The sequence below is a fragment of the Blastococcus sp. KM273128 genome (assembly GCF_021698975.1).
Classification (GTDB): Bacteria; Actinomycetota; Actinomycetes; order Mycobacteriales; family Geodermatophilaceae; genus Blastococcus.
The window spans coordinates 12,271-37,854 of sequence record NZ_SSXA01000018.1; the positions used below are offsets into that span (position 1 = coordinate 12,271).

24 protein-coding genes are annotated in these 25,584 nt (G+C 76.3%); 13 read left to right on the forward strand and 11 right to left on the reverse strand.

Translation table 11 applies throughout. The annotated features are described in order from the left end of the window. Positions 1 to 30 precede the first annotated feature (30 nt). The 3 genes from E9529_RS07680 to thpR are packed head-to-tail and all read left to right on the forward strand — an operon-like array spanning position 31 to position 2,354. A complete protein-coding gene (locus E9529_RS07680) occupies positions 31 to 1,350 on the forward strand; it encodes an MFS transporter (RefSeq protein ID WP_236830554.1) in 1,320 nt (439 codons plus the stop codon). A 54-nt stretch (positions 1,351 to 1,404) separates the two neighbouring features. After that, positions 1,405 to 1,788, forward strand: a complete 384-nt coding sequence (locus tag E9529_RS07685; protein WP_236830597.1) for a hypothetical protein — start codon at positions 1,405 to 1,407, stop codon at positions 1,786 to 1,788. A 20-nt stretch (positions 1,789 to 1,808) separates the two neighbouring features. Next, positions 1,809 to 2,354: an RNA 2',3'-cyclic phosphodiesterase gene (thpR, locus tag E9529_RS07690; RefSeq protein WP_304505595.1), complete on the forward strand. Its 546-nt coding sequence runs from the start codon at positions 1,809 to 1,811 to the stop codon at positions 2,352 to 2,354. Positions 2,355 to 2,417: 63 nt separating this feature from the next. Here the strand turns inward: thpR and E9529_RS07695 are convergent, their stop codons facing one another. Next, positions 2,418 to 3,386 (reverse strand): aldo/keto reductase, encoded by a 969-nt coding sequence (locus tag E9529_RS07695; RefSeq protein WP_236830555.1) that lies wholly within the window; start codon positions 3,384 to 3,386, stop codon positions 2,418 to 2,420. A gap of 27 nt (positions 3,387 to 3,413) precedes the next feature. Here E9529_RS07695 and E9529_RS07700 point away from each other — a divergent pair, with 27 nt between their 5' ends. After that, complete coding sequence (locus tag E9529_RS07700) at positions 3,414 to 4,241, forward strand: thioesterase family protein (protein WP_236830556.1); 828 nt, start codon at positions 3,414 to 3,416, stop codon at positions 4,239 to 4,241. Here the strand turns inward: E9529_RS07700 and E9529_RS07705 are convergent, their stop codons facing one another. The 4 genes from E9529_RS07705 to E9529_RS07720 all read right to left on the reverse strand — a co-directional run bounded on the left by E9529_RS07705 (position 4,242) and on the right by E9529_RS07720 (position 7,370). Further along, positions 4,242 to 4,796 carry a TetR family transcriptional regulator gene (locus E9529_RS07705; RefSeq protein WP_236830557.1) on the reverse strand — a complete coding sequence of 185 codons (555 nt, stop codon included), beginning with the start codon at positions 4,794 to 4,796 and terminating at the stop codon, positions 4,242 to 4,244. Positions 4,797 to 4,855: 59 nt separating this feature from the next. Next, entirely contained in the window at positions 4,856 to 5,635 is a 780-nt protein-coding gene (locus tag E9529_RS07710) for an ABC transporter permease (RefSeq protein WP_236830558.1), read from the reverse strand. Next, positions 5,632 to 6,354: an ABC transporter ATP-binding protein gene (locus tag E9529_RS07715; protein WP_236830559.1), complete on the reverse strand. Its 723-nt coding sequence runs from the start codon at positions 6,352 to 6,354 to the stop codon at positions 5,632 to 5,634. The genes E9529_RS07710 and E9529_RS07715 overlap by 4 nt, the downstream gene beginning before the upstream one ends. A 62-nt stretch (positions 6,355 to 6,416) precedes the next feature. Continuing rightward, positions 6,417 to 7,370 carry an NAD(P)/FAD-dependent oxidoreductase gene (locus E9529_RS07720; RefSeq protein ID WP_236830560.1) on the reverse strand — a complete coding sequence of 318 codons (954 nt, stop codon included), beginning with the start codon at positions 7,368 to 7,370 and terminating at the stop codon, positions 6,417 to 6,419. 54 nt (positions 7,371 to 7,424) lie between these two features. Between E9529_RS07720 and E9529_RS07725 the strand changes: the two genes are divergently transcribed. Then, complete coding sequence (locus tag E9529_RS07725) at positions 7,425 to 8,225, forward strand: RNA methyltransferase (protein WP_236830561.1); 801 nt, start codon at positions 7,425 to 7,427, stop codon at positions 8,223 to 8,225. A 10-nt stretch (positions 8,226 to 8,235) separates the two neighbouring features. Here E9529_RS07725 and E9529_RS07730 read toward each other — a convergent pair whose 3' ends face one another. Together E9529_RS07730 and sepH are read right to left on the reverse strand one after the other, a co-directional pair. Beyond that, positions 8,236 to 8,709: a general stress protein gene (locus tag E9529_RS07730; protein WP_236830562.1), complete on the reverse strand. Its 474-nt coding sequence runs from the start codon at positions 8,707 to 8,709 to the stop codon at positions 8,236 to 8,238. A gap of 46 nt (positions 8,710 to 8,755) precedes the next feature. Further along, on the reverse strand, positions 8,756 to 9,643 hold the full coding sequence (gene sepH, locus E9529_RS07735) for a septation protein SepH (RefSeq protein WP_236830563.1): 888 nt from the start codon (positions 9,641 to 9,643) through the stop codon (positions 8,756 to 8,758). Between the two features lie 235 nt (positions 9,644 to 9,878). Between sepH and E9529_RS07740 the strand changes: the two genes are divergently transcribed. Both E9529_RS07740 and E9529_RS07745 read left to right on the forward strand, forming a co-directional pair. Continuing rightward, positions 9,879 to 11,777 carry a prolyl oligopeptidase family serine peptidase gene (locus E9529_RS07740; protein WP_236830564.1) on the forward strand — a complete coding sequence of 633 codons (1,899 nt, stop codon included), beginning with the start codon at positions 9,879 to 9,881 and terminating at the stop codon, positions 11,775 to 11,777. Next, a complete protein-coding gene (locus tag E9529_RS07745) occupies positions 11,774 to 13,219 on the forward strand; it encodes a circularly permuted type 2 ATP-grasp protein (protein WP_236830565.1) in 1,446 nt (481 codons plus the stop codon). The genes E9529_RS07740 and E9529_RS07745 overlap by 4 nt, the downstream gene beginning before the upstream one ends. Before the next feature lie 12 nt (positions 13,220 to 13,231). Here E9529_RS07745 and E9529_RS07750 read toward each other — a convergent pair whose 3' ends face one another. From E9529_RS07750 to E9529_RS07760, 3 genes are all read right to left on the reverse strand, one after another. Continuing rightward, positions 13,232 to 15,892, reverse strand: coding sequence for an ATP-binding protein (locus E9529_RS07750; protein ID WP_236830566.1), 2,661 nt, complete (start codon positions 15,890 to 15,892; stop codon positions 13,232 to 13,234). Positions 15,893 to 15,978: 86 nt separating this feature from the next. Beyond that, positions 15,979 to 17,091: a phosphoserine transaminase gene (gene serC, locus E9529_RS07755; RefSeq protein WP_236830567.1), complete on the reverse strand. Its 1,113-nt coding sequence runs from the start codon at positions 17,089 to 17,091 to the stop codon at positions 15,979 to 15,981. Positions 17,092 to 17,237: 146 nt separating this feature from the next. Continuing rightward, positions 17,238 to 18,359 (reverse strand): citrate synthase 2, encoded by a 1,122-nt coding sequence (locus E9529_RS07760; protein ID WP_236830568.1) that lies wholly within the window; start codon positions 18,357 to 18,359, stop codon positions 17,238 to 17,240. Between the two features lie 154 nt (positions 18,360 to 18,513). Here E9529_RS07760 and pdxH point away from each other — a divergent pair, with 154 nt between their 5' ends. Together pdxH and E9529_RS07770 are read left to right on the forward strand one after the other, a co-directional pair. After that, the gene (pdxH, locus tag E9529_RS07765; RefSeq protein ID WP_236830569.1) at positions 18,514 to 19,161 is read left to right on the forward strand and encodes a pyridoxamine 5'-phosphate oxidase; all 648 of its coding nucleotides are present in this window, start codon (positions 18,514 to 18,516) and stop codon (positions 19,159 to 19,161) included. A 52-nt stretch (positions 19,162 to 19,213) separates the two neighbouring features. Continuing rightward, the gene (locus E9529_RS07770; protein WP_236830570.1) at positions 19,214 to 20,539 is read left to right on the forward strand and encodes an MFS transporter; all 1,326 of its coding nucleotides are present in this window, start codon (positions 19,214 to 19,216) and stop codon (positions 20,537 to 20,539) included. Between the two features lie 115 nt (positions 20,540 to 20,654). On the opposite strand, the gene E9529_RS07775 is transcribed toward E9529_RS07770, so the two are convergent. After that, complete coding sequence (locus E9529_RS07775; RefSeq protein WP_236830571.1) at positions 20,655 to 21,323, reverse strand: UdgX family uracil-DNA binding protein; 669 nt, start codon at positions 21,321 to 21,323, stop codon at positions 20,655 to 20,657. Positions 21,324 to 21,461: 138 nt separating this feature from the next. Here E9529_RS07775 and E9529_RS07780 point away from each other — a divergent pair, with 138 nt between their 5' ends. From E9529_RS07780 to E9529_RS07795, 4 genes are all read left to right on the forward strand, one after another. Further along, the gene (locus E9529_RS07780; protein WP_236830572.1) at positions 21,462 to 22,376 is read left to right on the forward strand and encodes an ABC transporter ATP-binding protein; all 915 of its coding nucleotides are present in this window, start codon (positions 21,462 to 21,464) and stop codon (positions 22,374 to 22,376) included. Then, positions 22,373 to 23,557, forward strand: a complete 1,185-nt coding sequence (locus E9529_RS07785; protein ID WP_236830573.1) for an ABC transporter permease — start codon at positions 22,373 to 22,375, stop codon at positions 23,555 to 23,557. Before E9529_RS07780 ends, E9529_RS07785 begins: the two co-directional genes overlap by 4 nt. Before the next feature lie 37 nt (positions 23,558 to 23,594). Further along, entirely contained in the window at positions 23,595 to 24,575 is a 981-nt protein-coding gene (locus tag E9529_RS07790) for a TIGR03557 family F420-dependent LLM class oxidoreductase (RefSeq protein WP_236830574.1), read from the forward strand. Positions 24,576 to 24,658: 83 nt separating this feature from the next. Further along, on the forward strand, positions 24,659 to 25,516 hold the full coding sequence (locus tag E9529_RS07795) for a lipopolysaccharide assembly protein LapB (RefSeq protein WP_236830576.1): 858 nt from the start codon (positions 24,659 to 24,661) through the stop codon (positions 25,514 to 25,516). Positions 25,517 to 25,584: the final 68 nt, after the last annotated feature.

The following is a 25,584-nucleotide window of genomic DNA, read 5'->3' on the forward strand; positions in this document are numbered from 1 at the left end:
CCGCGGACGCCGCCCGAGCAGGGGAGCGGCATGTTCCGGGCCCTCCGGGTGCGCAACTTCCGCCGCTACGCCTCGGCCAACCTGCTCAGCCTGACCGGCACCTGGATGCAGCGCATCGGCCAGGACTGGCTGGTGCTGCAGCTCTCCGACGGCAGCGGCGTGGCGCTCGGGCTGATCACGGCGCTCCAGTTCGGCCCCTCGCTGCTGCTGAGCGCCTACGGCGGCGTCCTCGCCGACCGCTACCCCAAGCGCCGGCTGCTGGTCATCGCCCAGGCGCTCATGGGGCTGCTCGCGCTCGTGCTGGGCATCCTGGTCGCCACCGGGGCGGTGGCGCTGTGGCACGTGTTCGTGCTCGCCGGGCTGCTCGGCTCGGTCGCGGCCGTCGACGTCCCGGTGCGCCAGTCGTTCGTGCCGGAGATGGTCGGCCCCGCGCTGATCACCAACGCGGTCAGCCTCAACTCGACGATCTTCAACGGGGCCCGGCTGATCGGCCCGGCGCTGGCCGGGCTGCTCATCGGGGCCGCGTCGGGGAACACCGCACCGGCGTTCTTCCTCAACGCGGCGAGCTTCGCCTTCACCATCGCCGCCATCGCCGGGATGCGCGCCGACGAGCTCACCCCGAGCCCCCCGGTCGCCCGCGGCCGGGGGCAGCTGCGCGAGGGGCTGGCCTACACCAGGGCCCACCCCGACCTGCTGCTGGCGATGGGGCTGGCGTTCGTCCTGGGCACCTTCGGCTTCAACTACCAGGTGACCATCGCGCTGATGGCCCGCGAGACCTTCGGCCTGGGCGCGGAGGCGTTCGGGCTGCTGTCCACCTTCTTCGCGGTCGGGTCGCTGAGCGGCGCGCTGCTCTCCACGCGGCGAAGCGTCCGGCCGCGGCAGCGGTTCCTCGTCGGCTCGGCGGTGATCTTCGGTGCCTGCACCGTCGTCGCCGGGCTGATGCCCACCTACCTGGCCTTCGCCGCGCTGCTGGTGCCCACGGGGGCGGCGGCGCTGGTGTTCAGCGTGGCCAACAACAGCTTCGTCCAGCTCGGCGTCGACCCGCAGTACCGCGGCCGGGTCATGGCGCTCTACTTCATGTGCTTCATGGGCGGCACGCCGGTCGGTGCGCCGCTGATCGGCTGGGTCGCCGAGCGCTTCGGCGCCCCGTGGGGGCTCGTCCTCGGGGGCGGCGTCTGCGTGCTCGCCGGCGTCGTCGCCGCCGTCTGGCTGGCCCACCGCGGGTCGCTGCGGCTGACGGTGCAGCGCTCGCCGGTGCGGCTGCGCATCCGCCCCGCCGTCCCCTCCCCGCAGGTGCGCACGGTGGAGGAGCAGCTCAGCCAGGAGGTCCCCGGCCAGCAGTCGCGCTGAGCGATCCGCGCGTACCGTTCGCTGCACCGAACCGCCCGCGCCGAGGGGGCCATCGTGGTCGCGCTCCTCCAGCTCGTCGCACTGCTCGCCGCGTTCGCCGGCCTGGTCGCCGGCCTGGGTCCGCTGATCCGGATGATCGAGGCGTGGTCGGCGCGCCGGCACGCGGCCCGGCACTCCGCGCCGCCCGGGCGGTCGCTGCAGGTCGTCGCCGCGGACCTGCGGCGACTCGGCCGCCAGGTGGCGATGGTGCCCGCGGGCATGTCCATGGTCCGCCGCCGAGCGCTGCTGGCGGCCTACGACGACGTCCTCATCGAGGCGGCCGGGATGCTCGGGGTGGCCTCGGGGCTCGAGGAGGTGCCGGAGGGCCGGGCCCGCGAGGTGGAGCGGTTGCGGGTGGCCGCGGAGCTGCGCGCCGCCGGGCTGCAGGTGCCCCTCTGAACGCCGAGGGCACCCGCCGGCTGTTCTTCGCCGTCGATCCGCCCGACCCGGCCCGCCGCGATCTCGACCTCGCCCTGGGCCCGCTGCGCGACCTCCCGGGTGCCCCGCGCTGGGGCCGGCCCGAGCGCTGGCACCTCACCCTGCTGTTCCTCGGCGCCGTGCCCGAGCCGGTGGTGCCCGGGCTGGTCGCCGCGGCCGCGCCGGCGGTGGCCGCGACCCCGCCGATGGCGCTGCGGCTGGCCGGGGGAGGGCGGTTCGGCTCGCTGCGCAGGCCGCAGGTGGCGTGGGCGGGGCTGGAGGGCGACGTCGCCCCGCTGGTCGCGCTGGCCGGGCGGCTGGCCGAGGTCGCCCGCACCCTGGGGCTGCCCGTGGAGGACCGGCCGTTCCGGCCGCACCTGACGCTGGGGCGGTGGCGTCCCGGCCGGCCCGCCGACGGCGCCGTCCCCGACCGGCTGGCCGGCTACCGGGGGCCGGAGTGGCCGGTGCAGGAGATCCGGCTGTGGGAGAGCCGCCTCGGCCCGGCCCCCGCGTACACGGTCATCGCCGCCTGGCCCCTCGTGAGGTGATGGAACGGCCCCGTCGCAGGGGCCCGCGCCGAGCGTGCGAGGCGTGGGGGGCGACGGGGTCCTTCACCAGGCGTACTCCACGGGGGCGGGGCGGTAACCGGGGAAGATCTCGTCGAGGCGGGCCAGCGCGGCCTCGTCCAGGGTGACCTCCAGCGCCCGCAGCCCGCCCTCGAGCTGCTCCATCGTGCGCGGGCCCACGATCGGCGCGGTCACGGCCGGCTGGTGCAGCAGCCAGGCGACGCCGACGTCGGCCGGTGCGTGGCCCAGCTCCCGGCACAGCGCCTCGTACCGCTCCAGCGCCGGGCGGTGCTGCTCGATCCGCTTCTGGTTGCGCTCCTCGCTGCGCCGGGCACCCTCGGCCTTCTCCAGCGCGCCGGCGAGCAGGCCCCCGGCCAGCGGGCTCCACGGGATGACGCCGATGCCGAGGTGCTTTGCCGCGGGCAGCACCTCCAGCTCCACGTGCCGGGTCAGCAGGTTGTAGTGCGACTGCTCGCTGACCAGGCCGAGGAAGTGCCGGCGGTCGGCCGCGGCGTTGGCCGCGACCAGCTGCCACGCGGCGTGGTTGGACGACCCGACGTAGAGCACCTTGCCCTGGGCGACGAGCGTCTCGCAGGCCTGCCAGATCTCCTCCCACGGCGTCGCCAGGTCGACGTGGTGGAACTGGTAGAGGTCGATCCAGTCGGTGCCCATCCGGCGCAGCGAGGCCTCGCAGGCGCGCACGATGTTGCGGGCGGAGAGGAACGTGTCGTTCGGCCAGTCCGACATGCCGCCGTAGACCTTGGTGGCCAGCACGGTCTTCTCCCGCCGGCCGCCGCCCTGGCCGAACCAGCTGCCCAGCACCTCCTCGGTGCGGCCCTTGCCGGCGTCGAACCCGTAGACGTTGGCGGTGTCGAAGAAGTTGACCCCCTCGGCCAGCGCGCGGTCCATGATCGCGTGCGAGTCCGCCTCCTCGGTCTTCCAGCCGAAGTTCATGGTGCCCAGGCACAGCCGGGACACCTGCAGGCCGCTGCGGCCGAGGTGGGTGTAGTCCATGCCGACCACCCTGGCACCCTGTCCGACGTGCCGCAGAACGATGCCCAGGACCTCTCCGAGTTCGACGCCGCCACCACCGTGCGGCGGTCCGAGGGCGGCGGCTTCGTCGCCGACCTGCACCCGGGCTGGGACGTCGGCAGCGGCATCCTCAACGGCGGCTACCTGCTCGCCGTCACGGCGCGGGCCGCGCTCGCGGGCAGCCCCCACCCGCACCCGGTGGCCGTCTCGGCCAGCTACCTGCGCGCGACCCCGCCCGGGCCGGCCTCGCTGGCGGTCACGCCCGGCCCGGCCGGCCGCACCCTGGCGCACACCGGCGTCGTCCTCAGCGGCCCGGCGGGGCCCACGCTCAGCGTGCAGGTGACGACGGCGGCGCTCGGCGACGACGCCCCGCTGCGCTCGGTGCCGATGCCCGACGTCCCGCCGGTGGACGAGTGCATGGACGCCGCACCGGGCGCGGAGATGGGCGGGCACCCCGTCCCGGCGGTCGGGCTGCGCCACCGCGTGGAGACGCGGCTGGACCCCGCCACCGCCGGGTGGGCGCTGGGCAACCCGTCGGGGGAGCCGGTGATGCGGGCCTGGCTGCGGCTCGCCGACGGCCGCGAGCCCGACCCGCTGGCGCTGCTGCTGTTCGCCGACGTGCTGCCGCCGACGAGCTGGTCGATGGGGCTCATGGGCTGGGCGCCCACGGTGCAGCTGCAGGTGCTCGTCCGGGCGCTGCCGGCGCCGGGGTGGTGCCTGGCCGAGGCCCGGGCCAACGAGGTCGCCGGCGGCTGGCTGGACGAGGAGTACCGGATCTGGGACTCCACCGGCCGGCTGGTCGCGCAGAGCCGGCAGCTGGCGCGCGCCCCGCGGTAGTCAGCCCTGCGGCAGCTCCACCTCGCCGGTGAGGTACCGCTGGACGGTGGGGCCGACCGCCGCCACCAGTTCCTCCGGGGTGGCCGTGGCCAGCGGCTCCACCCGCAGCACGTAGCGGGCCATCACCACCCCGATCAGCTGGCTCGCGACGAGCGCCCCGCGCGCTGTGCGCTCCTCCGGGGTCGCGTCCAGCGTGGCCACGACCCGGCGCAGCACCTGCGAGACCAGGAACTCGCGCAGCAGCTTCGCCGTCCACTCGTTGCTCACCGCGGAGCGGACGAGGGCGAGACCCGCGGGCCGGGCCGGGCCGTCCCACACCCGCAGCAGCATGCGGACGACGTTGGCGCCGAGCTCGTCGCGGCCGCCGGCGAGCACCTCGGGGAGGAACTCGGCCGGGTTCGCCGGCGCCTCGATCGCGGCGAGGAACAGCTGGTCCTTGCTGCCGAAGTAGTGGTGCACCAGCGCCGGGTCGACGCCGGCAGCGGTCGCGATGGCGCGGATCGAGGCGCCGTCGAAGCCCCGTTCGGCGAAGGCGGCGCGGGCCGCGGCCAGCACCGCCTCGCGGGTGTCGGGCCGGCCGGGGCGCCGGCCGGGAGGACGACGGGAACGGGGGGTCAGCTGGTCCTCCTCCGCAGGGTGGCCGCCGCCAGCGCGAGGGCGAGCAGCGCGGCGCCGGTGACGACGCCGACGTCGGCCCACATCCTGCCGGTCGCCGCGGGGGAGCTGCCGAGCTCCTGCAGGGCGTCGACGGCGTAGGTCAGCGGCAGGACGTCGCTGACCGCCTGCAGCCACCCCGCCATCTGCTCGCGCGGCACCAGCAGCCCGCACAGGAAGAACTGGGGCAGCACGACCACCGGCATGAACTGCACCGCCTGGAACTCGCTGCGGGCGAAGGCGCTGGCCAGCAGCCCCAGAGCCACGCCGAGGACGGCGTCGGCGACGGCGATGAGCACCACCAGCGGCAGCGGCCCGGCGATGTCGAGGTCGTACAGCGTGACGGCGACGGTCACCGTGATCACCGCCTGCGCGGCGGCCGCGAGCCCGAACGCCGTCCCGTAGCCCAGCAGCAGGTCCAGCCGCGACTGCGGCGTGGTGAGCAGCCGCTCGAGCGTGCCGGAGGTGCGCTCGCGGAGCATCGCGATGCTGGTGACCAGGAACATCACGACGAACGGGAAGATGCCGAGCATCGTCAGCCCGACCCGGTCGAAGGTGCTCGGCTGCCCGGGCGGCGCGGGCACGTCGGCCCACAGCAGAGCCAGCAGGCCCAGCAGCAGGCTGGGCAGCACCAGCATCATGGCGATCGTCCGGTGGTCGTGCCGCAGCTGGCGCAGCACCCGGCCGGTCGTGGCGGCGGTGAGCCGGGGGCTGAGCCGGGCAGGGGCCGCGGTGGTCATGCCGCCACCTCCTCGCGGGCGCGGATGAGCCGGAGGAAGGCGTCCTCCAGGTCGTCGGTGCCCGCCTCGGCGCGGACCTCCGCCGGGGTGGCGTCGGCCAGCAGGGCGCCGTCGCGCAGCAGGAGCAGCCGGTCGCAGCGCGCCGCCTCGTCCATGACGTGGCTGGAGACCAGCAGGGTGGCGCCGGCGGCGGCCAGGGCGTGGAACCTCTCCCAGAGCTCCACCCGGAGCACCGGGTCCAGCCCCACGGTGGGCTCGTCGAGCACCAGCACCTCGGGCTCACCGACCAGCGCGCAGGCCAGCGAGGCGCGGCCGCGCTGCCCGCCGGAGAGGTCCTCGACCAGCTGCCCGGCGGCAGCGGCCAGGCCGACGGCGGCGACGGCGGCGTCGGCCTCCTTCGCGCCGCGGCCGTGCAGGGCGGCGAAGTAGCGGGCGTTCTCGCGCACGGTGAGGTCGGCGTAGACGCTGGGCGCCTGCGTCACGTACCCGACCCGGCTGCGCAGGGCGGGGGAGCCGGCCGGCTCCCCGAGCACGGTGACCGTGCCGGAACGGACCACCTGCACGCCGACGACGGCCCGCATCAGCGTGGTCTTCCCGCTTCCGCTCGGGCCGAGCAGGCCGGTCACCTGCCCCGGCGGCACAGTGGTGGACAGGCCGTCGAGCACCCGGCGGTGGCCGCGGTCGACGACGAGATCGGTGACGGTGACGGCGGCGTCCATGCCGGGCCTCCCGCGATTCAACAGATGATGAATTCAACGGTAGGTGAGTTCTGCGCGCGGCGTCAACGGGTGAGCGCGCGGCCCAGCGCCGTGCCCGAGGACCAGGCGCTCTCCACCTTCGCCGGGGCGTGCCAGCCGTCGCCGCAGAGCCCGATCCCGCCGGCCAGGCCGAACGGCTCCTCCCGCGGGGCGGCCGGCCGGGCGAACGTCCAGCGGTGGACCTCCGTCCAGGCGGGCTCCGCGTCGATGCCCAGGGCCGACCGCACGGCGGCGACCACGGCCGGCACGGCGGCGGCGGGGTCCTCGAGGTGCGCGGCGGCCAGCGCGGCGGTGGTGTGCGCGACCAGCACCGGTGCGCCGTCCCCGCGGCGGTCGCCGTCGTCCGCGATCCACTCCACGGCCGGGTCGTCGTGCACGAAGGCGCCGTGCAGGTCGGCCGGCCAGCGGCGGGCGTCCCAGCCGAGCACCACCGCCAGGGCCGGCTGCCAGCTCTCCGCGGCGGCCAGGCGCCCCGCCGGGCTCGACGGGTCCAGCAGCCGCGCGGCCTGGGGCCCCGGCATGGCGAGGACGGCGGCCGCCACCGCCCGCCCGTCGACGGCCGGGCCGGTCGTCACCTCCCGCACGGTCGTGCCGGGCCGGACGGGCAGGCCGGCGGCGAGATCGGCGGCCAGGCTGCGGGACCCGCCCGGCGTCCCGTACCGCAGCGGCCCGGACTTCCGGTCCCGCAGGCCGTCCGGTCCGGCGACCGCGAAGGTGTCCGTCCAGGGGCGGGCCAGCCCGCGATCCACCCAGCCCGCGACCACGGCGGCGAAGGGGGAGCCCTCGCCCGCGGTGAGGTAGGAGGCGCCGAGGTCGACCGGGCGGCCGCGCACCGTGCGCGAGGCCAGCCGCCCGCCCGGGGCGCGCCCCCGGTCGAGCACCTCGACGGCGCGGCCGGCGTCCCGGAGGACGCCGGCGCAGGCCAGGCCGGCGATGCCGGCGCCGATCACGGTCACGGGGGAGCTGTCGGGAGCCACGGCTCGATCCTGGGGGCCGGGACCCGCCGCCGCCCGCCCGGCAGAATCACCGGGGTGCCCGAGACCATCACCGACCCGGCCGACGAGCGGGTGGCCGACTTCCGCGACCTGAAGGCGGGGGACCGCCCAGCGGGCACCCCGCGGGGCACGGGGGCGGTGATCGTCGAGGGCGTGCCCGCGGTGCAGCGGCTGCTGGCCTCCCCGTACCGGGTGCGGGCGGTGCTCGGGGTGCCCGGGCGGGTGGCCGCGCTGGGGCTGCCCGACGACGTCCCGGCCTACGAGGCGGACAAGTGGGTGCTGTCGGAGGTCATCGGGTTCCGGCTGACCCGTGGCGTCGTCGCCTCGGCCGACCGCCGTCCGCCCGCCGACCTGGACGCCCTGCTCGCCGGGCCCGACCCCGCGGCGCCCCGGCGGCTGGCCGTCCTCGAGGCGCTCAACGACGCCGAGAACCTCGGCTCGATCGCCCGCTCGGCGGTGGCCCTGGGCGTGGACGGCCTGCTGCTGGACCCGCGCTGCGCCGACCCGCTGTACCGCCGGTCGGTGCGGGTCTCGATGGGGCACGTGCTGGCCCTGCCGTTCGCCGTGCTGCCCGACTGGCCGGCCGGGCTGGAGCGGCTGCACGACGCCGGCTACCTCACCGTCGCGCTCACCCCCGCCGCCGACGCGGTGGACCTCGGTGACGTCGACGCCCGGGCGCACCCGCGCACCGCGGTGCTGCTGGGGGCCGAGGGGCCCGGGCTCACCCCGGAGGCGCAGGCCGCCGCGCGGGTGCGGGCGCGGATCCCGATGCGGAGCGGGGTGGACTCCCTCGGCGTCGCCGCCGCGGCGGCCGTGGCGTTCGCGACGCTGCGCTAACGGCCGGGCGTCAGCCGCGCAGCGAGAAGCGGGCCAGCAGCGCGCGGGCCTGCTCGGCGTGCGCCGGGTGGCACATGACGTCGTACCGGCTGGCGACGATCTTGTTGGTGCTGGTGAAGTCGCGCTTCCCGCGGGTGGCCGCGTAGCCCATCCCGCCGAATGCGGCGCCGAAGGCCAGACCGATCAGCAGGCCGGTCAGCACCGAGCCGATCCAGCCGGAGCCGTCGGGGGCGAAGATGCCCAGCAGGAGACCGACGAACAGACCCCACCAGGCACCGGCCGCGGCGCCGGCGGCGATGGCGCGGCCCATCGTCATGCGGCCGGTCACCGTCTCGACCATGCGGAGGTCGGTCCCGATGATGGTCACGTTCTCGACCGGGAACTTCTCGTCGGAGAGGTGGTCGACGGCGGCCTGGGCCTGCTCGTAGCTGTCGTAGGACCCGACCTGCACGCCGCCGAGCGGCATCGACACCGAAGCACTCATGCCGGGTCAACTACCCAGCCGGGCGGGGTGTTCCACGCGGGGCCGCTCAGCGGTTGCGGCGGACCCCGAAGACGATGTCCTCCCACGCCGGGATGCGGGCGCGCGGGTCCTCGTCGTCGTCGCCGCCGGCGCTGCCCCGGCTCAGCACCACGGTGTCGTGCTCGGCGACCTCGTCCAGCAGCGCGGCCATCGACTCCTCGTCCGCGGGGGTGCCGTCGGGGGCGTGCACGTCGCGCACGTGCGCGTCCTCGGCCGGCGGCGGCTCCGGGCTGCGCACCACCTGCACGGGGCGGTTGCGCGGCGCCGGCGCGGGCTGGCCGGCCGGCACCTCGGGGACGACGCGCACCAGGCGGGTGCCCTCGGCGAAGTCGGTCGTCGCGGCGTCGTGCGGGGAGACGGTGCGGGAGGGGAGGTCGAAGGTCCACCGGGCGGTGCCGGACTTCGCCCCCGCGCGCCACTCGCCGGTGACCACCCAGGCGCCGTCCTCGTCGCGGTAGGCGTCCCACCGGACGGCGTCGATGTCGGTGTCGATGAGCCGCAGCCGCTCGACCATGAACTGCTGGAGCGCCGCACCCGGCGCGCCCTCGGTGAGCCGGACGCGCGCCTCGCGGGCCTGCGTGGCCACCCGCTCGCGCTCCTGCAGCACCGGGTGGGCGAAGCGCATGATGCGCTCGACCCGGGCACCGGTCGCGGCGGCGACCTGCTCGGGCGTCTCGCCGGCGCGGATGCGGGACTGGATCACCCGCGGCGGCAGCTCGGTGCCGAGGTCGACGTCGATCTGGGTGAGGCGGCGGGCGTCGCCGCGGGCGGCCGCGCGCACGCGCTCGTCGATCGGCAGCTCGAAGCGCTCGCCCTCGGGGTGGTCGGGGCTGTCGGCGACGAGGACGAGGCTCTTCCCGTCGTCGGAGAGTGCCACGAGGCGCAGCGTGCGCATGGGCGACCTCCTGCAGCCGGCGCGGCGGGCCCGGACGAGACCCCGGTGGCCGAGGTTATCCGCACCGGTCGCGCGCGGCACGCAGGCGCCCCGGCGTGGCGCGGGCCGCCGCGTCGCCCGGGAGAGGGTGCGGCCGGGCCCGGCGCACGCCGATGACAGCGCTGACACGTGCCCGGAACGCGCCCCCGCCACCGTGGGGCTCGCCGGAGGCACCGCACCGAGCCGAGGAGGAGCGATGGCCGGTCCCGAGACCCAGCAGTGGACGGCCGCGCCCGCCGGCGGCCCCGCGCTGCCGGCGCTCGCCCCGCCGGAGGCGCTGCCGGCCGCGGTGCGCCGCGCCGTCGCCGGGATCGCCGGCGCCACCGCCGCCTGGTGCCCCGCGCCGTCCCCCGACGGGCGCCGCGTCGCCTACGTCACCGACCGCTCCGGCCTGCCCCGGCTGGAGGTGGCCGCGCTGGACGGCAGCACCCCGCCGGTCCAGGTGTCGGGCGCCGACCAGGAGGTCATCTCGGTCTCCTGGTCGCCCGACGGAGAGCGGCTGGCCTACCTGGTCAGCCCCGGCGGCTCCATCTGCGCGGAGCTGCACGTCGTCCACCCCGACGGCTCGGGGCGGGCGCTGGTGGCCGGCGCGGACCCGCGCGCGGCGGTCTTCGCCGGGTGCTGGGTGGGGTCGCGGCACTACGCGTGCTCGATCGCCCCCGGCTCCGGCCCGGACGCCGACGTGGTGGTGGTCGACGTGGTCACCGGGGAGCGGCGGACCCTGGCCTCCGGCGGTTTCCTCGCCGTCACCGCGGTCTCCGCCGACCGGCGCACCGTCCTGGCCCGGCGCGGCCCGCGCGCCTACCGGCACGTCGTCGTCATCGACGTCGCCACCGGCATCCAGCGGAGGGTGCTGCCGCTGGACGCCCCCGGCGGGATCGCCTCCGAGGACGGCCGGTTCGCCGACGGCGGGACCACCGTGCACGTGCGCGCCGCGCTGCCCGGCCCGCCGGGGGCCGACCGCGCCGGCCTGGTCGCCGTCCCGCTCGACGGGGACGGCGTGCCGGGCCGCGGCCGGGTCGTGCTGCAGCGCCCCGACGCCGACCTCGACGGCTACGTGGTGCGCGCCGACGGCACGGTGCTCGCGGTGTGGAACGCCGACGGGGTCAGCGAGCTGTGGCTGCACGCCCGCACCGACGGCTCCGTGGTGCGGCGGATCGCGCTCCCGGAGCCCGTCCTCTCGGGCTGGGCGCCGGCGCCCGGCGGCGACGCGCTCGTCGCCGAGCTCTCCGGCCCCCGCTCGCCTCGGGGCCTGTGGCGGGTGCCGCTGGACGGCGCCCCCGCCCGGCCGCTGCCCTGCTCGCTCCCGCGTCCGCAGGTGCCCGGCCTGGTCGAGCCGGTGCGCCACGAGTACCTCACCCCCGACGGCCTCCGGCTCTCCGGCTGGCTGTACGTCCCCGAGGGCAGCCTCGGCCCCAACCGCACGGTGGTCAGCTTCCACGGCGGGCCCGAGGGGCAGGCCCGGCCGAACTGGTCGCCGATCACGCAGAGCATGGTGGCCGCCGGGCTCACCGTCTTCGCCCCGAACGTGCGGGGGTCGGGCGGGTTCGGCCGCGCCTTCCTGACCGCCGACGACGGGCCGGCGCGGGAGTCCTCGTTCGCCGACGTCCGGACGACGGTCGACGAGCTGGTGACCGCTGGCATCGCCGCCCCCGGCCGGGTCGGCGCGCACGGGTGGTCCTACGGCGGCTACCTGACCCTGGTCGCGCTCACCCGCTGGCCCGAGCTGTTCGCCGCGGGCACCACGCTGGCCGGGATGAGCGACCTGCGGACCTTCTTCGCCGGCACCGAGCCGTGGATGGCGGCGGCCTCGGTGACCGAGTACGGCGACCCGGTCGCCGACCGCGAGCTGCTGGCCGGGCTCTCGCCGATGACGGCGCTGGACCGGCTCACCGCGCCGGTGCTGCTGGCCCACGGGGACCGCGACACCAACGTGCCGGTCGCCGAGTCGGTGCAGGCGCACCAGGCGCTGCAGGCGCGCGGCGCCCCCGCCGACCTGCTGCTGTTCCCCGGCGAGGGCCACGCGATCGTGGGACGCGAGCACCTGGTGGAGCTGGGCGAGCGGCTCGCGGCCTGGTTCGATCGGTGGTTGTGAGCGGGGAACTCTTCGCCGGCTACCCCACCGACCGGACCGACGAGGCCGTCGGTGCCGACGGCCGGCTGCGCGACGGGTGGGCCGGGCCGGTCGCCGCCCTGGAGCGGCTGGGCGCGGCCGGGCTGGCGGTCGCGGAGGAGGAGCTGGCGCGGCTGCGGCAGGAGCGGGGCGTCGTCGTCGGCACCTGGGTGGACGGGCGGCAGCAGCTGCGGCCGGTGCCGCTGGACCCGGTGCCGCGGCTGCTCGACGCCGCGACCTGGCGGGCGCTGTCGGCCGGCGTGGCCCAGCGGCACCGGGCGCTGAACGCCTTCCTCGCCGACGCCTACCGGCCGGCCGGCCGCCGGCGGAGCGACCCCGACCGGGCGGCCGAGATCGTGCGGGCCGGCGCCGTGCCCGAGTGGGCGGTGGCCCACGGCCCCGGGCGCGACCCCGAGGCGGTCTCCCGCGCCTGGCCCGGGCAGCCGCGCGCGACCGTCGCCGCGGCCGACCTCGTCCGGACGGAGGGTGGTCGCTGGGCGGTGGTCCGCGACCACCTGCGCGCGCCCTCGGGCATCGGGTACGCGCTGGCCGACCGGGAGTGCGCCCGGGCGGTGCTGCCGCAGCTCGTGGCCGGCGCCGGCGACCGCCTCCGCGACCCCGCCGACGCCGTCCCGCTGCTGGCCGCCGCGCTGGCCGACGCGGCACCCCCCGGCGTCCCCGGGCCCCGCACCGCCGTGCTCACCCAGGGCGAGAGCGACGCCGCCTGGTTCGAGCACCGGGTCCTCGCCGAGGCGCTGGACGCCCCGCTGGTGCGCGCCGGCGACCTGTGGCCGCGCAGCGACGGGGGGGTGGAGGCGGTCGTCGACGGCGGACGCGTGCCGGTCGACGTCCTCTACCGGCGCTTCGACGACGCGCTGCTCGGCGCCTACCCGACCGGCGCGGGCGTGCCGCTGGACCTCGCGCTGACCGAGGCGGTGCGGGCCCGGCGGCTCGGCCTGGCCAACGTGCCCGGCAACGCGGTGGCCGACGACGCGGCCGGCTACGCCTGGGTTCCGGCCATGATCCGCTTCTACCTCGGCGAGGAACCGCTGCTGGGCTCCGCGCGGACCTGGGTGCTCGCCGACCCGGCCGCGTGGGCGGAGGTCGCCGACCGGTTGCACGAGCTCGAGGTGGAGTCCGTCGCCGGGTACGGCGGCCGGCGCGTGGTGCACGGCCCGTCCTGCCCGCCGGCCGGGCTGGCCGCGCTGCGGGACGAGATCGCCGCCGCCCCGCACCGGTTCGTCGCCCGGGAGCCGCTGGCGCCGTCCACCGCTCCGGCGCTGGCCGGTGCATCCCTGCGGCCCCGGCCGGTGGGGCTGCGGCTGTTCTCCGTCGCCGGGAGCACCACGACCACGCTGCCGCTGGGGCTGACCCGGGTGGGCGGGGCCGACCTGCTCGGCAAGGACACCTGGCTGCTGCGCTGACGGCGCCCCGGCTCAGCCGGGCGCGCGCACCGCCGACCGGATGCGGACCGTCGTCCCCTCCGGGCTGGGGACGGCGGTGACCTCGGCGAAGGCGCTCATCAGCGTGGAGCCGCGGCCGCGGTCCATGCTCGGCACCCGCTCCCGCCACTGCCCGTGGTCGCGCACCGTGATCTCGACGACGCCGCCCTCGACGAGGGCGGCCACCTCGACGACCGGCTCGGTCGGGTCCTGGGCGTGCTCGATCGCGTTGCTGGCCGCCTCGCAGGCGGCCAGGAGCAGGTCGTAGGCCTGCTCCTCACCGACCCCGGCGTCGGCCAGCAGCGCGCGCAGCCGCCGGCGGACCACGGGGATCGACGACAGCGCCGAGGGCAGCCGCCAGTGCGCGCGGGGGCCGCCGCCGGGCGCATCCCCGGTCCGCGGGGCCGGCACCGGGTCCGCGCCGGGCCGCTCCACGTGCGTGCCGGCCAGGGGCGCCGGCAGCGGGGAGGTCGCCGGCCGGGGCGGGGTGGCGACGTCGCGGGGGCCTGCCGGAGCCACCGCGCGGCCGGCCGCCCGCTCCACCGCCACCCGCACGCGGGCGAGCAGCTCGGCGGCGCGGAAGGGCTTGGCCAGGTAGTCGTCGGCCCCGGCCTCCAGCCCCTCGACCGAGGCCTCCTGCCCGGCGCGGGCGGTCAGCACGATCACCGGGAGATCGCGGGTGGCGGGGTCCGACCGCAGCTCCCGGAGCAGCTCGAACCCGTCGACCCGCGGCATCATCACGTCGGTGAGCACGAGCGCCGGGCGCCGGGCGGCCACCGCGGCCAGCGCCTCCGCGCCGTCGGCCGCCGTGCGCACCGCCCAGAACGGCTGCAGCAGGCGGGTGAGGTAGCCGCGCATGTCGGCGTTGTCGTCGACGACCAGCACGTCGGCCGCGTCGGGGGGACCGGCCGGCCGCGCCGCGGGGCGGGTCCCCTCCAGCTCCCAGCCCTCGGCCTCGCCGCGGGCGGCGTCGGAGGGGACGACCGCGCGGCCCTCGGCGGCGTCGGGCTCGCCGAAGGGCAGCGCCACGGCGAAGGTGCTGCCCCGTCCCGGCTCGCTGGTCACCGTGACCGTGCCGCCGTGCAGTGCGGCCAGCTCGTGCACCAGGGCCAGGCCGATGCCGGTGCCCTCGCGGGTGCGGGCGGCGGCGCCGGCGACGCGGTGGAAGCGCTGGAACAGCCGGGGGAGCTCCTCGGCGACGATGCCCACGCCGGTGTCGGCGACGGTGAGCTCGAAGCGGTCGCCCGCACCGCGGAGGGCGACGTCGATCCCGCCCACGAAGGTGTACTTCACCGCGTTGGCGAGGAGGTTGACGACGATCTTCTCCCACATGCGGGGGTCCACGTGGGCGGGGCGGTCCAGCGGCGGGCAGTCGACGGTCAGGCGCAGCCCGGCCCGCTCGGCGGCCGACCGGAAGATGCCGGCCAGCTCGGCGGTGAAGGCGGCCACGTCGGTCGGCACCCGCACCGGAGCGGCCCGCCCGGCCTCGATGCCGGCGAAGTCCAGCAGGTCGTCCACGAGGCGGCGCAGCCGGCGGCCGTTGCGCACGGCGAGGGTGACCTGCTCCCGCACGTCCCCGGTCAGCCCGGCGTCCGGGTCGTCGAGCACGTCCTGGAGCGGGCCGAGCAGCAGGGTCAGCGGGGTGCGCAGCTCGTGGCTGACGTCGGCGAAGAACGTCGTCTTGGCGCGGTCGAGCTCCGCGAGCGACTCGGCCCGCTGCCGCTCGCCCTCGAACGCGCGGACGGTGCCGAGCGCGCCGGCGAACTGGCCGGCCACCAGCTCGTGGAAGGTGCGGTGCTCGGCGTCCAGGGCCCGGTTGGGCGACCTGCCGAGCACGAGCAGGCCCGCGGGCTCGGCGTCCCGGCCGGCGTGCAGCGGCAGCACGACGGCGTCGGTCACCGGGTCGCCCCACGGGCCACCGGCCACACCCAGCGAGGGGACGGGCGGCAGCACGGTGGCCGCAACGCCCTCCTCGGGTAGCAGCCCCTCGTCGATCCCGGTCACCGCCACGCGGGCGAAGGCGCCCTCGCCGGTGGCCAGGTAGACCGCGGCGAAGGGGACGTCCAGCGGGTCCTCGCCGAGGGCGGCGCACATGCTCGCGACCGTCTGCCGCGCATCGCCCAGCTGCCCGCCCGCGACCGACAGCGAGTGCAGCAGCCGCTGGCGGCGCGCGGCCAGCAGCTCGCCGGTCACCTCGGTGCAGACGGCGTGCATGCCGGCGACCCGGCCGTCGTCGTCGAAGGCCGGTGCGTGGGAGACGGTGAAGTAGGTCTCCTCCCGGTAGCCGGCGCGCTCGAGCAGCAGCAGCAGACCGGGCAGCCAGGAGGCCTCGCAGGTGGCCATGGCGTGCTCGACCGGGGGGCCCAGGGCGTCCCAGCCCTCGGCCAGCGTCTGCCGGATGTCCTGGCCGATCGCCGGGTGCTTCGCGCCGATGAGGGGCGCGTACGCGTCGTTGTAGAACTGCAGGAAGTCCGGGCCCCAGGTCAGGACCATGGGGAACTTCGACACCAGCACCGTGCGCACGGCGAACCGCAGGCTCGCCGGCCAGCTCGCGACCGGGCCGAGCGGGGTGCTCGACCAGTCGAGGGCGGCCATGATCCGGCCGGTCTCGCCGCCGGCGGCGAAGAGCTCCCCGCCGTCCGCGCCCGCAGGCACACCGGGACCCACACCCACCTCCACCGAGGAACCACGTCCGACGCCCGGTCGGGCCTCCCGACCGGCTCCACCCCGCAGCGGCCGCCCTAGAGCCGCTCCACCACGTGGTCGATGCAGGCCGTCAGCGCCTGCACGTCGTCCGGGTCGACGGCGGGGAACATCCCCACCCGCAGCTGGTTGCGGCCGAGCCGGTGGTAGGGCTCGACGTCGACGACGCCGTTGGCGCGCAGCGTCGCCGCCACGGCCGCGGCGTCGACGGACGGGGCGAGGTCGACGGTGCCGACGACGTAGCTGCGGTGCTCCCGCTCGGCGACGAACGGGGTGGCGTACGCCGACCGCTCGGCCCAGCCGTAGAGCCGCGAGGAGGACTCGCGGGTGCGCTCGACGGCGGCGGACAGCCCCCCGAGAGAGAGCAGCCAGTCGATCTGGTCGGCCAGCAGGAAGAGCGTCGCGACCGCCGGGGTGTTGTAGGTCTGGTCCTTCGCGGAGTTGTCGACGGCGATCGACAGGTCCAGGAAGGCGGGCACCCAGCGGCCCGAGCCCTTGATCTCGGCGATCCGCTGCAGCGCGTCGGCCGACATCAGCGCGATCCAGAGGCCGCCGTCGGAGCCGAAGGACTTCTGCGGCGCGAAGTAGTAGACGTCGGTCTGCGAGACGTCGACCGGGAGGCCGCCGGCGCCGGAGGTGGCGTCGACCAGCACCAGGGCGTCCTCGGTCCCGCTGGGGCGCGAGATCGGGGCCATGACGCCGGTGGAGGTCTCGTTGTGCACCCAGGCGTAGGCGTCGACGCCGGGCGTGGCGACCGGCAGGGCGAGCGAGCCGGGTTCGGCGGTGACGACCACGGGCTCGCCGAGGAACGGTGCCTCGGCAGCCGCCGCGGCGAACCGGGCGGAGAACTCCCCGAAGGAGCCGAAGGCGGCGCGGTCGCGGATCAGCCCGAACAGCGCGGCGTCCCAGAACGCGTTGGTCCCGCCGTTGCCGAGCACCACCTCGTAGCCGTCGGGGAGGTCGAACAGCTGGGTCAGCCCCTCCCGGACCCGGCGGACCAGGGCCTTCACCGGCGCCTGGCGGTGGGAGGTGCCCATGACCGCGGCCCCCTCGCCGGCCAGGGCGCGCAACGCCGCCGGTCGCACCTTGGACGGCCCGCTCCCGAACCGGCCGTCGGCCGGCAGCAGCGCGGCGGGGATCGTGACGGTCACTGCAGCGCTGCCTCCGAGTTCAGCCGACCTGGCCCTGCTGCAGGGACCCGCCGCGAGCGTGCGAGCGGTGGGGGGGCAGCAGCGTCCTTCTGCCTCCAGGGCCCCACGCCGAGCTTGCGAGGCGTGGGGTGGAGGGTGGTCCTTCATCAGGACGGCTGGGCGGCCTTGGTGTTGATGGTGTCCCAGCCGTCGACGGCATCGGGCTTGCGCGGCGCCGGGCCGATGTAGCGGGCCGACGGGCGCACCAGGCGGCCGGTGTTCTTCTGCTCGAGGATGTGCGCGCACCAGCCGGCGGTGCGGGCGCAGGTGAACATCGAGGTGAACATGTGGCTCGGGACCTCGGCGAAGTCGAGGACGATGGCCGCCCAGAACTCCACGTTCGTCTCCACCGGCCGGTCGGGGCGCCGCTCGCGCAGCTCCTTGAGGGCGGCGTTCTCCAGGGCCAGGGCGGCCTCGAAGCGCGGCGCGCCGAGCTCCTGGGCCGAGCGGCGCAGCACGCGGGCGCGCGGGTCCTCGGCGCGGTAGACCCGGTGGCCGAAGCCCATCAACCGCTCCTTGCGGTCGAGCAGGTCCTTCACGTACTTCTCGGCGTCGCCGGTCTTCTCGACGTCGTCGAGCATGTGCAGCACCCGGGAGGGGGCGCCGCCGTGCAGCGGGCCGGACATGGCGCCGATGGCCCCGGACATCGCGGCGGCGACGTCGGCGCCGGTGGAGGCGATGACGCGGGCGGTGAACGTCGAGGCGTTCATGCCGTGCTCGGCGGCGGAGGTCCAGTAGGCGTCCACCGCGGCCACGTGGCGGGGGTCGGGCTCGCCGCGCCAGCGGACCATGAACCGCTCGACGATCGTCTCGGCCTCGTCGATCCGGCTCTGCGGGACGGCGGGGACGCCGATGCCGCGGGCGGACTGGGCGACGTAGGACAGCGCCATCACCGCGGCGCGGGCCAGCTGGTCGCGCGCCTCCTCGGCGCTGATGTCCAGCAGCGGGCGGTAGCCCCAGAACGGGGCGAGCATCGCCAGGGCGGCCTGGACGTCGACGCGGACGTCGCCGCTGTGCACCGGGATCGGGAACGGCTCGGCCGGGGGCAGGCCGGGGCCGAACTTGCCGTCGACCAGCAGTGCCCAGACGTTGCCGAAGGTGACCTTGCCGACCAGGTCCTCGATGTCGACGCCGCGGTAGCGAAGCGCACCGCCGTCCTTGTCCGGTTCGGCGATCTCGGTCTCGAAGGCGATGACGCCTTCCAGGCCGGGTACGAAGTCGTCGGCCATCTCGCCAGCTCCTCTGCGCGCGGGACCCACGTGCGCGCGGGGACCGGCGCACGGTTGCCTGCCGACCCTAGGCCGTCCGGCCCCGCCCGGCACAAGCGGGGCGGGGCGGACGCCCTCCCGCGCCGTCCGGCGGGCCCGGTGCCAGCATGTCGGCGTGCCCGATCTGACCCGCATGCGCAACGACTACACCCTCGGTCGGCTGCGCGAGGACGAGCTCGCCCCGACCTGGGTCGAGCAGTTCGACCGCTGGTTCGCCGACGCCGTCGCGGCGGAGCTCCCCGAGCCGAACGCCGTCGTGGTGGCGACCGCCGACGCCGACGGGGCCCCGGACGCCCGGGTGGTGCTCATGAAGGGGTACGACACCGACGGCATCGTCTTCGGCACCAGCTACGCCTCGGCCAAGGGGGCGCAGCTGGCGGTGAACCCCCGCGCCGCGCTGGTCTTCCCGTGGCACGCGCTGCAGCGCCAGGTGCGGGTGGCCGGCCGGGTGGAGCGGATCGGCGACGCCGCGTCCGACGGGCTGTGGGACCCGCGCCCGCGCGGGTCGCAGCTGGCCGCCGTCGCCTCGGTGCAGTCGACCGTCGTCGACTCCCGGCAGGAGCTCGAGGAGCGCGTGCGGCTGCTCGACGAGCAGACGCCCGACGGCCCGCTGCCGCGCCCGGAGGAGTGGGGCGGCTACCGGGTGGTGCCCGAGCGGGTGGAGTTCTGGCAGGGCGGGGCGGACCGGTTGCACGACCGGCTGCGGTTCGTCCGGGACACCGCCGAGGGCGGGGGCTGGATCATCCAGCGGCTCGCCCCGTGAAGGACCCCGCTGCCCCCCTGCAGCGGGGCCGCACCAGAGGACCGGTGCCGCGGTGAGCCAGCCCGTCGACCCGGTCGAGGGCGGGGCGCCGGTCGAGGAGCCGGTGCCGGAGCGGGTGCGCCGGCGCGGCTGGGCGATCGACACGACGCCGCTGCGCGACCCCCGCTACCGGCGGCTGTTCTGGGGCATCGCCACCACCACGATCGGCCAGCAGATGACGCTGGTGGCCGTCCCCTTCCAGGTCTACCTGCTGACCGGCTCCTCGTTCATGGTGGGCGTGACCTCGGTGGTGGCGCTGGTCCCGCTGATCGTCTTCGGGCTCCTGGGCGGGGCGATCGCGGACGCCATGGACCGCCGGCGGCTGCTGGTGGTCACCTCGGTCGGGGCGGCGGTGACCAGCGCGCTGCTCGCCGCGCAGGCGCTGCTCCCGGGCGGCGGGAACCTGGTCCTGCTGTGGGTGCTGACGGCGGCGGTCTCCGCCTTCACCGCGGTCAACTCGCCGACCCGCTACGCCGTCATCCCGGCGCTGGTCGGCACCGACCGCGTGCCCGCCGCCAACGCGCTGGCCATGACCGTCCGGCAGATCGGCGTGATCGTGGGCCCGCTGCTCGCCGGGCTGCTGATCGGCCTCGGCTCGCTGTTCACCGCCTACGCCATCGACGCCGTCGGCTTCGTGGTCGCCGCCGCGCTGCTGCGCGGGCTGCCGCCGCTGCCGCCGGGGCGCGACGCCGGGAAGCTGCGGCTGGGTGCGGCGGTGCGCGGGGTGGGGGAGGGGTTCGCCTTCCTGCGCACCCAGCCGGTGCTGCTGATGACCTTCGTCGTCGACGTCATCGCCATGCTCTTCGCCTGGCCGCAGGCGGTGTTCCCCGAGCTCTCCGAGACCCGGTACGCCGAGTCGCCGAACAGCCTGGGCTGGCTGTTCGCAGGCATCTCGATCGGCGCGCTGGTGATGGGGCTGACGTCGGGCTGGGTGTCGAAGGTCGACCGGCAGGGTGCGGTGGTGATCGTCTCCATCGCCGTGTGGGCGGTGGCGATCATCGGCTTCGGCTTCGCTCCGACGCTGTGGCTGGCCGTCCTCTGCCTGGCCGTCGCGGGCGCGGGGGACATGGTGAGCGCGGTGCTGCGCAGCTCGATGCTGCAGACGGCGGCCCCGGAGGAGATGCGCGGCCGGATGCAGGGCGTCTTCATCGTCGTCGTCACCGGCGGCCCCCGGCTGGGCGACCTGCGCGCCGGCGGCCTGGCCAGCGCGGCGGGGGTCACCTTCGCGATGGCGTCCGGGGGCGTGGTGGTGCTGGTCGCGATGGTCGCCGTCGCGCTGCTGGTGCCCTCGTTCTGGCTGTTCCGCGCCTCGCGGTCGGCCGTCGACCGGACCGGCTGAGGCGCCGGGACCCGGCCGGGCTCGCCCGCCCCCGAGAGTGGCGAGGCCGGCCGGGCGCACCGACGCCGTAACCGGTACCCGGCGTTCCTACTCACCGGTAGTCCACATGGTGGGATCAGGCGAGCGCGCCGGCCACCGTCCGGAGGTCCGCGACCAGGGCGTCGTAGGCGGCGTCGCGCGCCTCGTCGGGGGTGCGCAGGATCGCCGACGGGTGGGTGGTGGCGAGGATCCACGTCTGGTGCGGGGCGTCCTCGTCGTCGTCCTCGGTCGGTGCGGGGGCGCCCGGTGGCGTCCAGGGCAGCAGCCGGCCGTGGTCGCGGGTGATCCGGAACGACGGCGAGATCAGCCCCTTGGCCGCGGTCGCCCCCAGGGCCACGACCACCTCGGGCTGCAGGACGGCGAACTCCGCCTCCAGCCACGGCCGGCAGGCCCGCAGGTGCTCGGCCCGCGGTGTCTGGTGGATCCGCCGCTTGCCCTTGACCGTGTGCGAGAAGTGCTTCACCGAGTTGGTGACGTAGCTGTCCCGCCGGTCGATGCCCGCGTCGGCGAGGGCCTTGTCGAGCAGCCGGCCGGCGGGGCCGACGAACGGCTCGCCCTTCCGGTCCTCCTGGTCGCCCGGCTGCTCGCCCACGAAGACCACGCGGGCGGTCTCCGGCCCCTCACCGAACACCGTCTGGGTGGTGTCCTGCCACAGCTCGCAGGCCCGGCACCCGGCCGCGGCCGACCGCAGCCCCGCCAGCCCCACCCCGGCCGGCGGCCGGGCCACGCCGTCGCTCTCGCTCATGCGCCGATGACACCCCAGAGGGCGCCCGCGCGCGACCGGTCGCCCGCTGTTCCCGGACACGTCGCCGGGACTCCGTCGTCCCGCACGCCACCGACCGATACGGTCGGTCGACAGGTGAGGACGAGACCAGGAGGACAGGTGCTCGAGTTCGACGGGCTCCACAAGAGCTTCGGCGACGTGCGGGTGCTGGAAGGGGTCGGCTTCACGGTCGCCCCCGGCACCATGTTCGGGTTCTGCGGGGCCAACGGCGCCGGCAAGACGACGACGATGCGGATCGCGATGGGGCTGCTGCGGCCCGACGCGGGGGAGGTGCGCTGGCAGGGGGCCCCGCTCGACGCGGCGGCCCGCACCCGGATCGGCTACATGCCGGAGGAGCGTGGCCTCTACCCGAAGATGAAGGTCGGCGAGCAGGTCACCTACTTCGCGCGGCTGCACGGCATGGACGCCGGCGCGGCCGCGAAGGCCTCGGCCGAGTGGGTGGACCGGCTCGGGCTCGGTGCGCGCCGCGGGGACCAGGTCGAGAAGCTCTCGCTGGGCAACCAGCAGCGGGTGCAGCTCGCCGCCGCGCTGGTGAGCCGGCCGGAGGTGCTGATCCTCGACGAGCCGTTCTCCGGCCTGGACCCGGTCGGCGTCGACTCGCTGGCCGAGGCGCTCCTGGAGCAGGTGCGCACCGGTGTCCCCGTCGTGTTCTCCAGCCACCAGCTCGACCTGGTCGAGCGGTTGTGCGACTCCGTCGGCATCCTTGCCCGCGGCCGGATGGTGGCCAGTGGCACCGTGCCGGAGCTCAAGCGCCGCGAGGCGGGCCGGCTGCTCCGCGTCGTCGTCCCGGACGCCCCGGCCGGCTGGGCGGCGGCGCTGCCCGGCGTGCGGGTCGTCTCGGAGTCCGCCGGTGACACGCTGCTCGACCTGACCGGCGGCGCCGACGACCAGGCGGTGCTCGCGACCGCGATCCGCACCGGGCGGGTCACCCGCTTCGCGTGGCAGGAACCCACCCTCGTCGAGCTCTTCCGCGAGGCCGTGGCGGCGCCCGAGGCGCAGGAGGTGGCGGCGTGAGCGGCCGGGAGCTCGGCAGCGCGGCGCTGGTCCGGCTGGTCGCGGGCCGGGAGATCTCGGCCCGGCTGCGGGACAAGAACTTCATCGTCAGCTCGGTCGTGATCCTCGTGGTGCTGATCGGCCTGCTCGGGTTCCAGGTGGCGGTCAGCTCCGGTGGCGAGTCGACCCGCATCGGCGTCGTCGGGTCGTCCGCCGGGCTGGAGCGGGCGCTCGAGGCCCAGGGCGACGCCCTCGACGTGGACGTCAGCATCGTCGACCTCGCCGACGAGGCCGCCGCCCGCACCGCGGTCGAGGCCGACGAGGTCGACGGCGCCCTCCTCGCCGGTGGCGCGGAGCCCGAGCTGCTGGTCCGCCAGAGCGCGGGCGGGTCGCTCTCCGCGGTCGTCCAGGGGGCGGTGGGCCAGCTCGCCGTCAGCGAGCAGCTGGCCGAGGCCGGCGTCCCGGCGCTGGAGGTGCCCGAGGTCGCCGTCACGGCGCTGGAGCCCGACGCCGACGCCGACGGTCAGCGGGTGGTCGCGGCCATCATCGGGGTCGGCATCCTGTACGGCCTGCTCATCATGTTCGGCCAGTTCGTCGCCCAGGGCGTGGTCGAGGAGAAGGCCAGCCGGGTGGTGGAGCTGCTGCTGGCGACCATGCGGCCCTGGCACCTGCTCGCCGGCAAGATCCTGGGCCTGGGGCTGCTGGGCCTCGCCCAGATCGTGCTCGTGGCGGTCGTCGGCGTGGCCGGCGCGCTCACCTTCGACATCGTCGACGTGCCCGGTGAGCTCATCGGCACCGCGGTCTCCGTCGTCGCCTGGTTCGTGCTCGGCTACGCCTTCTACGCGGCGGTGTTCGCCGTCGCCGCCTCGCTGGTCAGCCGGCAGGAGGACCTCGGCTCGGTGCTGACCCCGACGACGCTGGTGCTGGTGGCGGCGTTCGTCGTGGGCCTGCAGGCGGCGAGCGACCCGACCAGCGCCCTCGCCGTCGTCACCTCCTACGTCCCGGGTCTCTCGCCGCTGGTCATGCCGGTGCGGCAGGCGGCGGGGGAGGTCGCCGCCTGGGAGGTCGCGCTGTCGGTCGCGCTCATGGTCGTCGCGATCGTCGCCGTGGTGCGCCTGGGCGGCCGCATCTACGCCGGTGCGCTGCTGCGCACCAGCGGGAAGACCAAGCTGCGGGAGGCGCTGGCCGCGGAGCGCGCGTAGCCGGTTCGGGCCCGGCCGGCCCGGGTAGCCGCGCGGCATGTCTTTGCAGCTGGGCTACACGATGATGACCGAGCAGGCCGGGCCCAGGGACCTGGTCCGCCACGTGGTGGGCGCCGAGGAGGTCGGCTTCGACTTCGCCGTCAGCAGCGACCACTACTCCCCGTGGCTGGACGAGATGGGGCATTCGCCGAACGCGTGGGTGACCCTCGGGGCGGCGGCGCAGGCCACCAGCCGGATCCCGCTGATGACGTACGTGACCTGCCCGACCTTCCGGTACCACCCGGCGGTCGTGGCGCAGCAGGCCGCGACGCTGCAGATCCTCTCCGAGGGCCGCTTCACCCTGGGCATCGGTGCGGGGGAGAACCTCAACGAGCACGTCGTCGGCGGCGGCTGGCCCGCGGCCGACGTGCGGCACGAGCGGATCGAGGAGGCGCTGCACATCATCCGCGATCTGTTCGACGGCGGCGGCTACACGAACTTCCGCGGCGAGCACTTCGACGTCGAGTCGGCCAAGCTGTGGGACCTGCCGGAGAAGCGGGTGCCCATCGGCTTCGCGGCGGGCGGCAAGCAGGCGGCGACGATCGCCGGTGAGCTGGCCGACGTCCTCATCGCGACCGACCCGATGAGCGAGCTCGTGCAGCAGTTCGAGGCCGCCGGCGGTGCGGGGAAGCCGAAGGTCGCGCAGATGCCGATCAGCTTCGACACCGACCGGGACGCCGCCGTGCAGCGGGCGCACAGCCTGTTCCGCTGGTTCGGGCTGGGCTGGAAGGTCAACGCCGAGCTGCCCGGCACCAGCGCCTTCGACGCCGCGAGCCAGTTCGTCACCCCCGACGACGTCGCCGGGTCCATCCCGTGCGGTGCCGACGTCGAGGCGGTGATCGAGGGCGCCAAGGAGTACGCCGAGGCGGGCTTCACCCACCTGGCCCTCGTGCAGATCGGCGGCGACCAGCAGGAGCCCTACCTGGAGTGGGTCCGCGGGGCCCTGCTGCCGGCCTGGCGGGAGGCCTTCGGCAGCTGATCGGGTGACGAGCCGCTCCCTTGGGGTGAGGTCCGGGGGCGAGGGGGCGCGCCGCGCGCCCCCTCGCCCTGATCATCGGCGGCATGACCGAGGACCTGGACGTGCGGCTGCGGCGGCTGCTCGCCACCGACGACGCCGACGCCCTGATCGACCTCGGCTGCGACCTGGCCGACGCCGGCCGGCAGGCCGATGCCGAGGCCTGCTTCCGTCGCGCGTTCGACCTGGGCGACTCGGTCGCCGCGTTCAACCTCGGCAACTCGCTCGCTGCGCAGCAGCGCTGGGAGGAGGCGGTCGAGGCCTACGAGGTCGCCCTGCTCGGCGGCGAGGCGGACGCCTGGCGCAACCTCGGGCTGGTCCTGGAGGACCTCGGCGACCTGGCCGGCGCCATGCGCGCCTACCGCGGCGCGGCCGCCGCCGGTGACCTGGAGGGCGGGCTGCAGCTGGCCTTCCTGCTGCGGGAGCAGGGTGAGCGCGAGCAGGCCATGGCGGTCGCCGAGGAGTTCGCCGCCGCCGGTGACGCCGAGGCGGCGGCCGTCGTCGCCTGCTGGCGTTGGTGCTCGACGCTGGACCCGGCGCTGGAGGACGACCTGCGCGCCGGGCAGCACCACTTCCCGGCCGCCCGCGCGGACCTCGCGCACCTGCTGCGCGAGACCGGCCGCTCGGCCGAGGCCCGCTCGGTGCTGGAGCGGGGCGCCAAGCTCGGCGAGCAGGTGGCCTGGCTGCCGCTGGGCAACCTCTACCGCGAGGAGCTCGGCGACGAGGAGGCCGCCGAGGAGGCCTACCGCAGCGGCATCACCGCCGGTGACGCCTACTGCCACCAGAACCTGGGCGTGCTGCTGGCCGACCGCGGTGACCTGGAGGGGGCCGTGGAGCAGTTCCGCCTGGGGGCCGCGGCCGGCGACCAGCTCGCGGCGCAGTGCCTCCGGGAGCTCGAGCACTAACGTCATCCCCGCCGCAGCCGCGAGATCGGCGTTCTCGGGCGCTGCGGCTCCTGGAGGGCCCGAGTTCG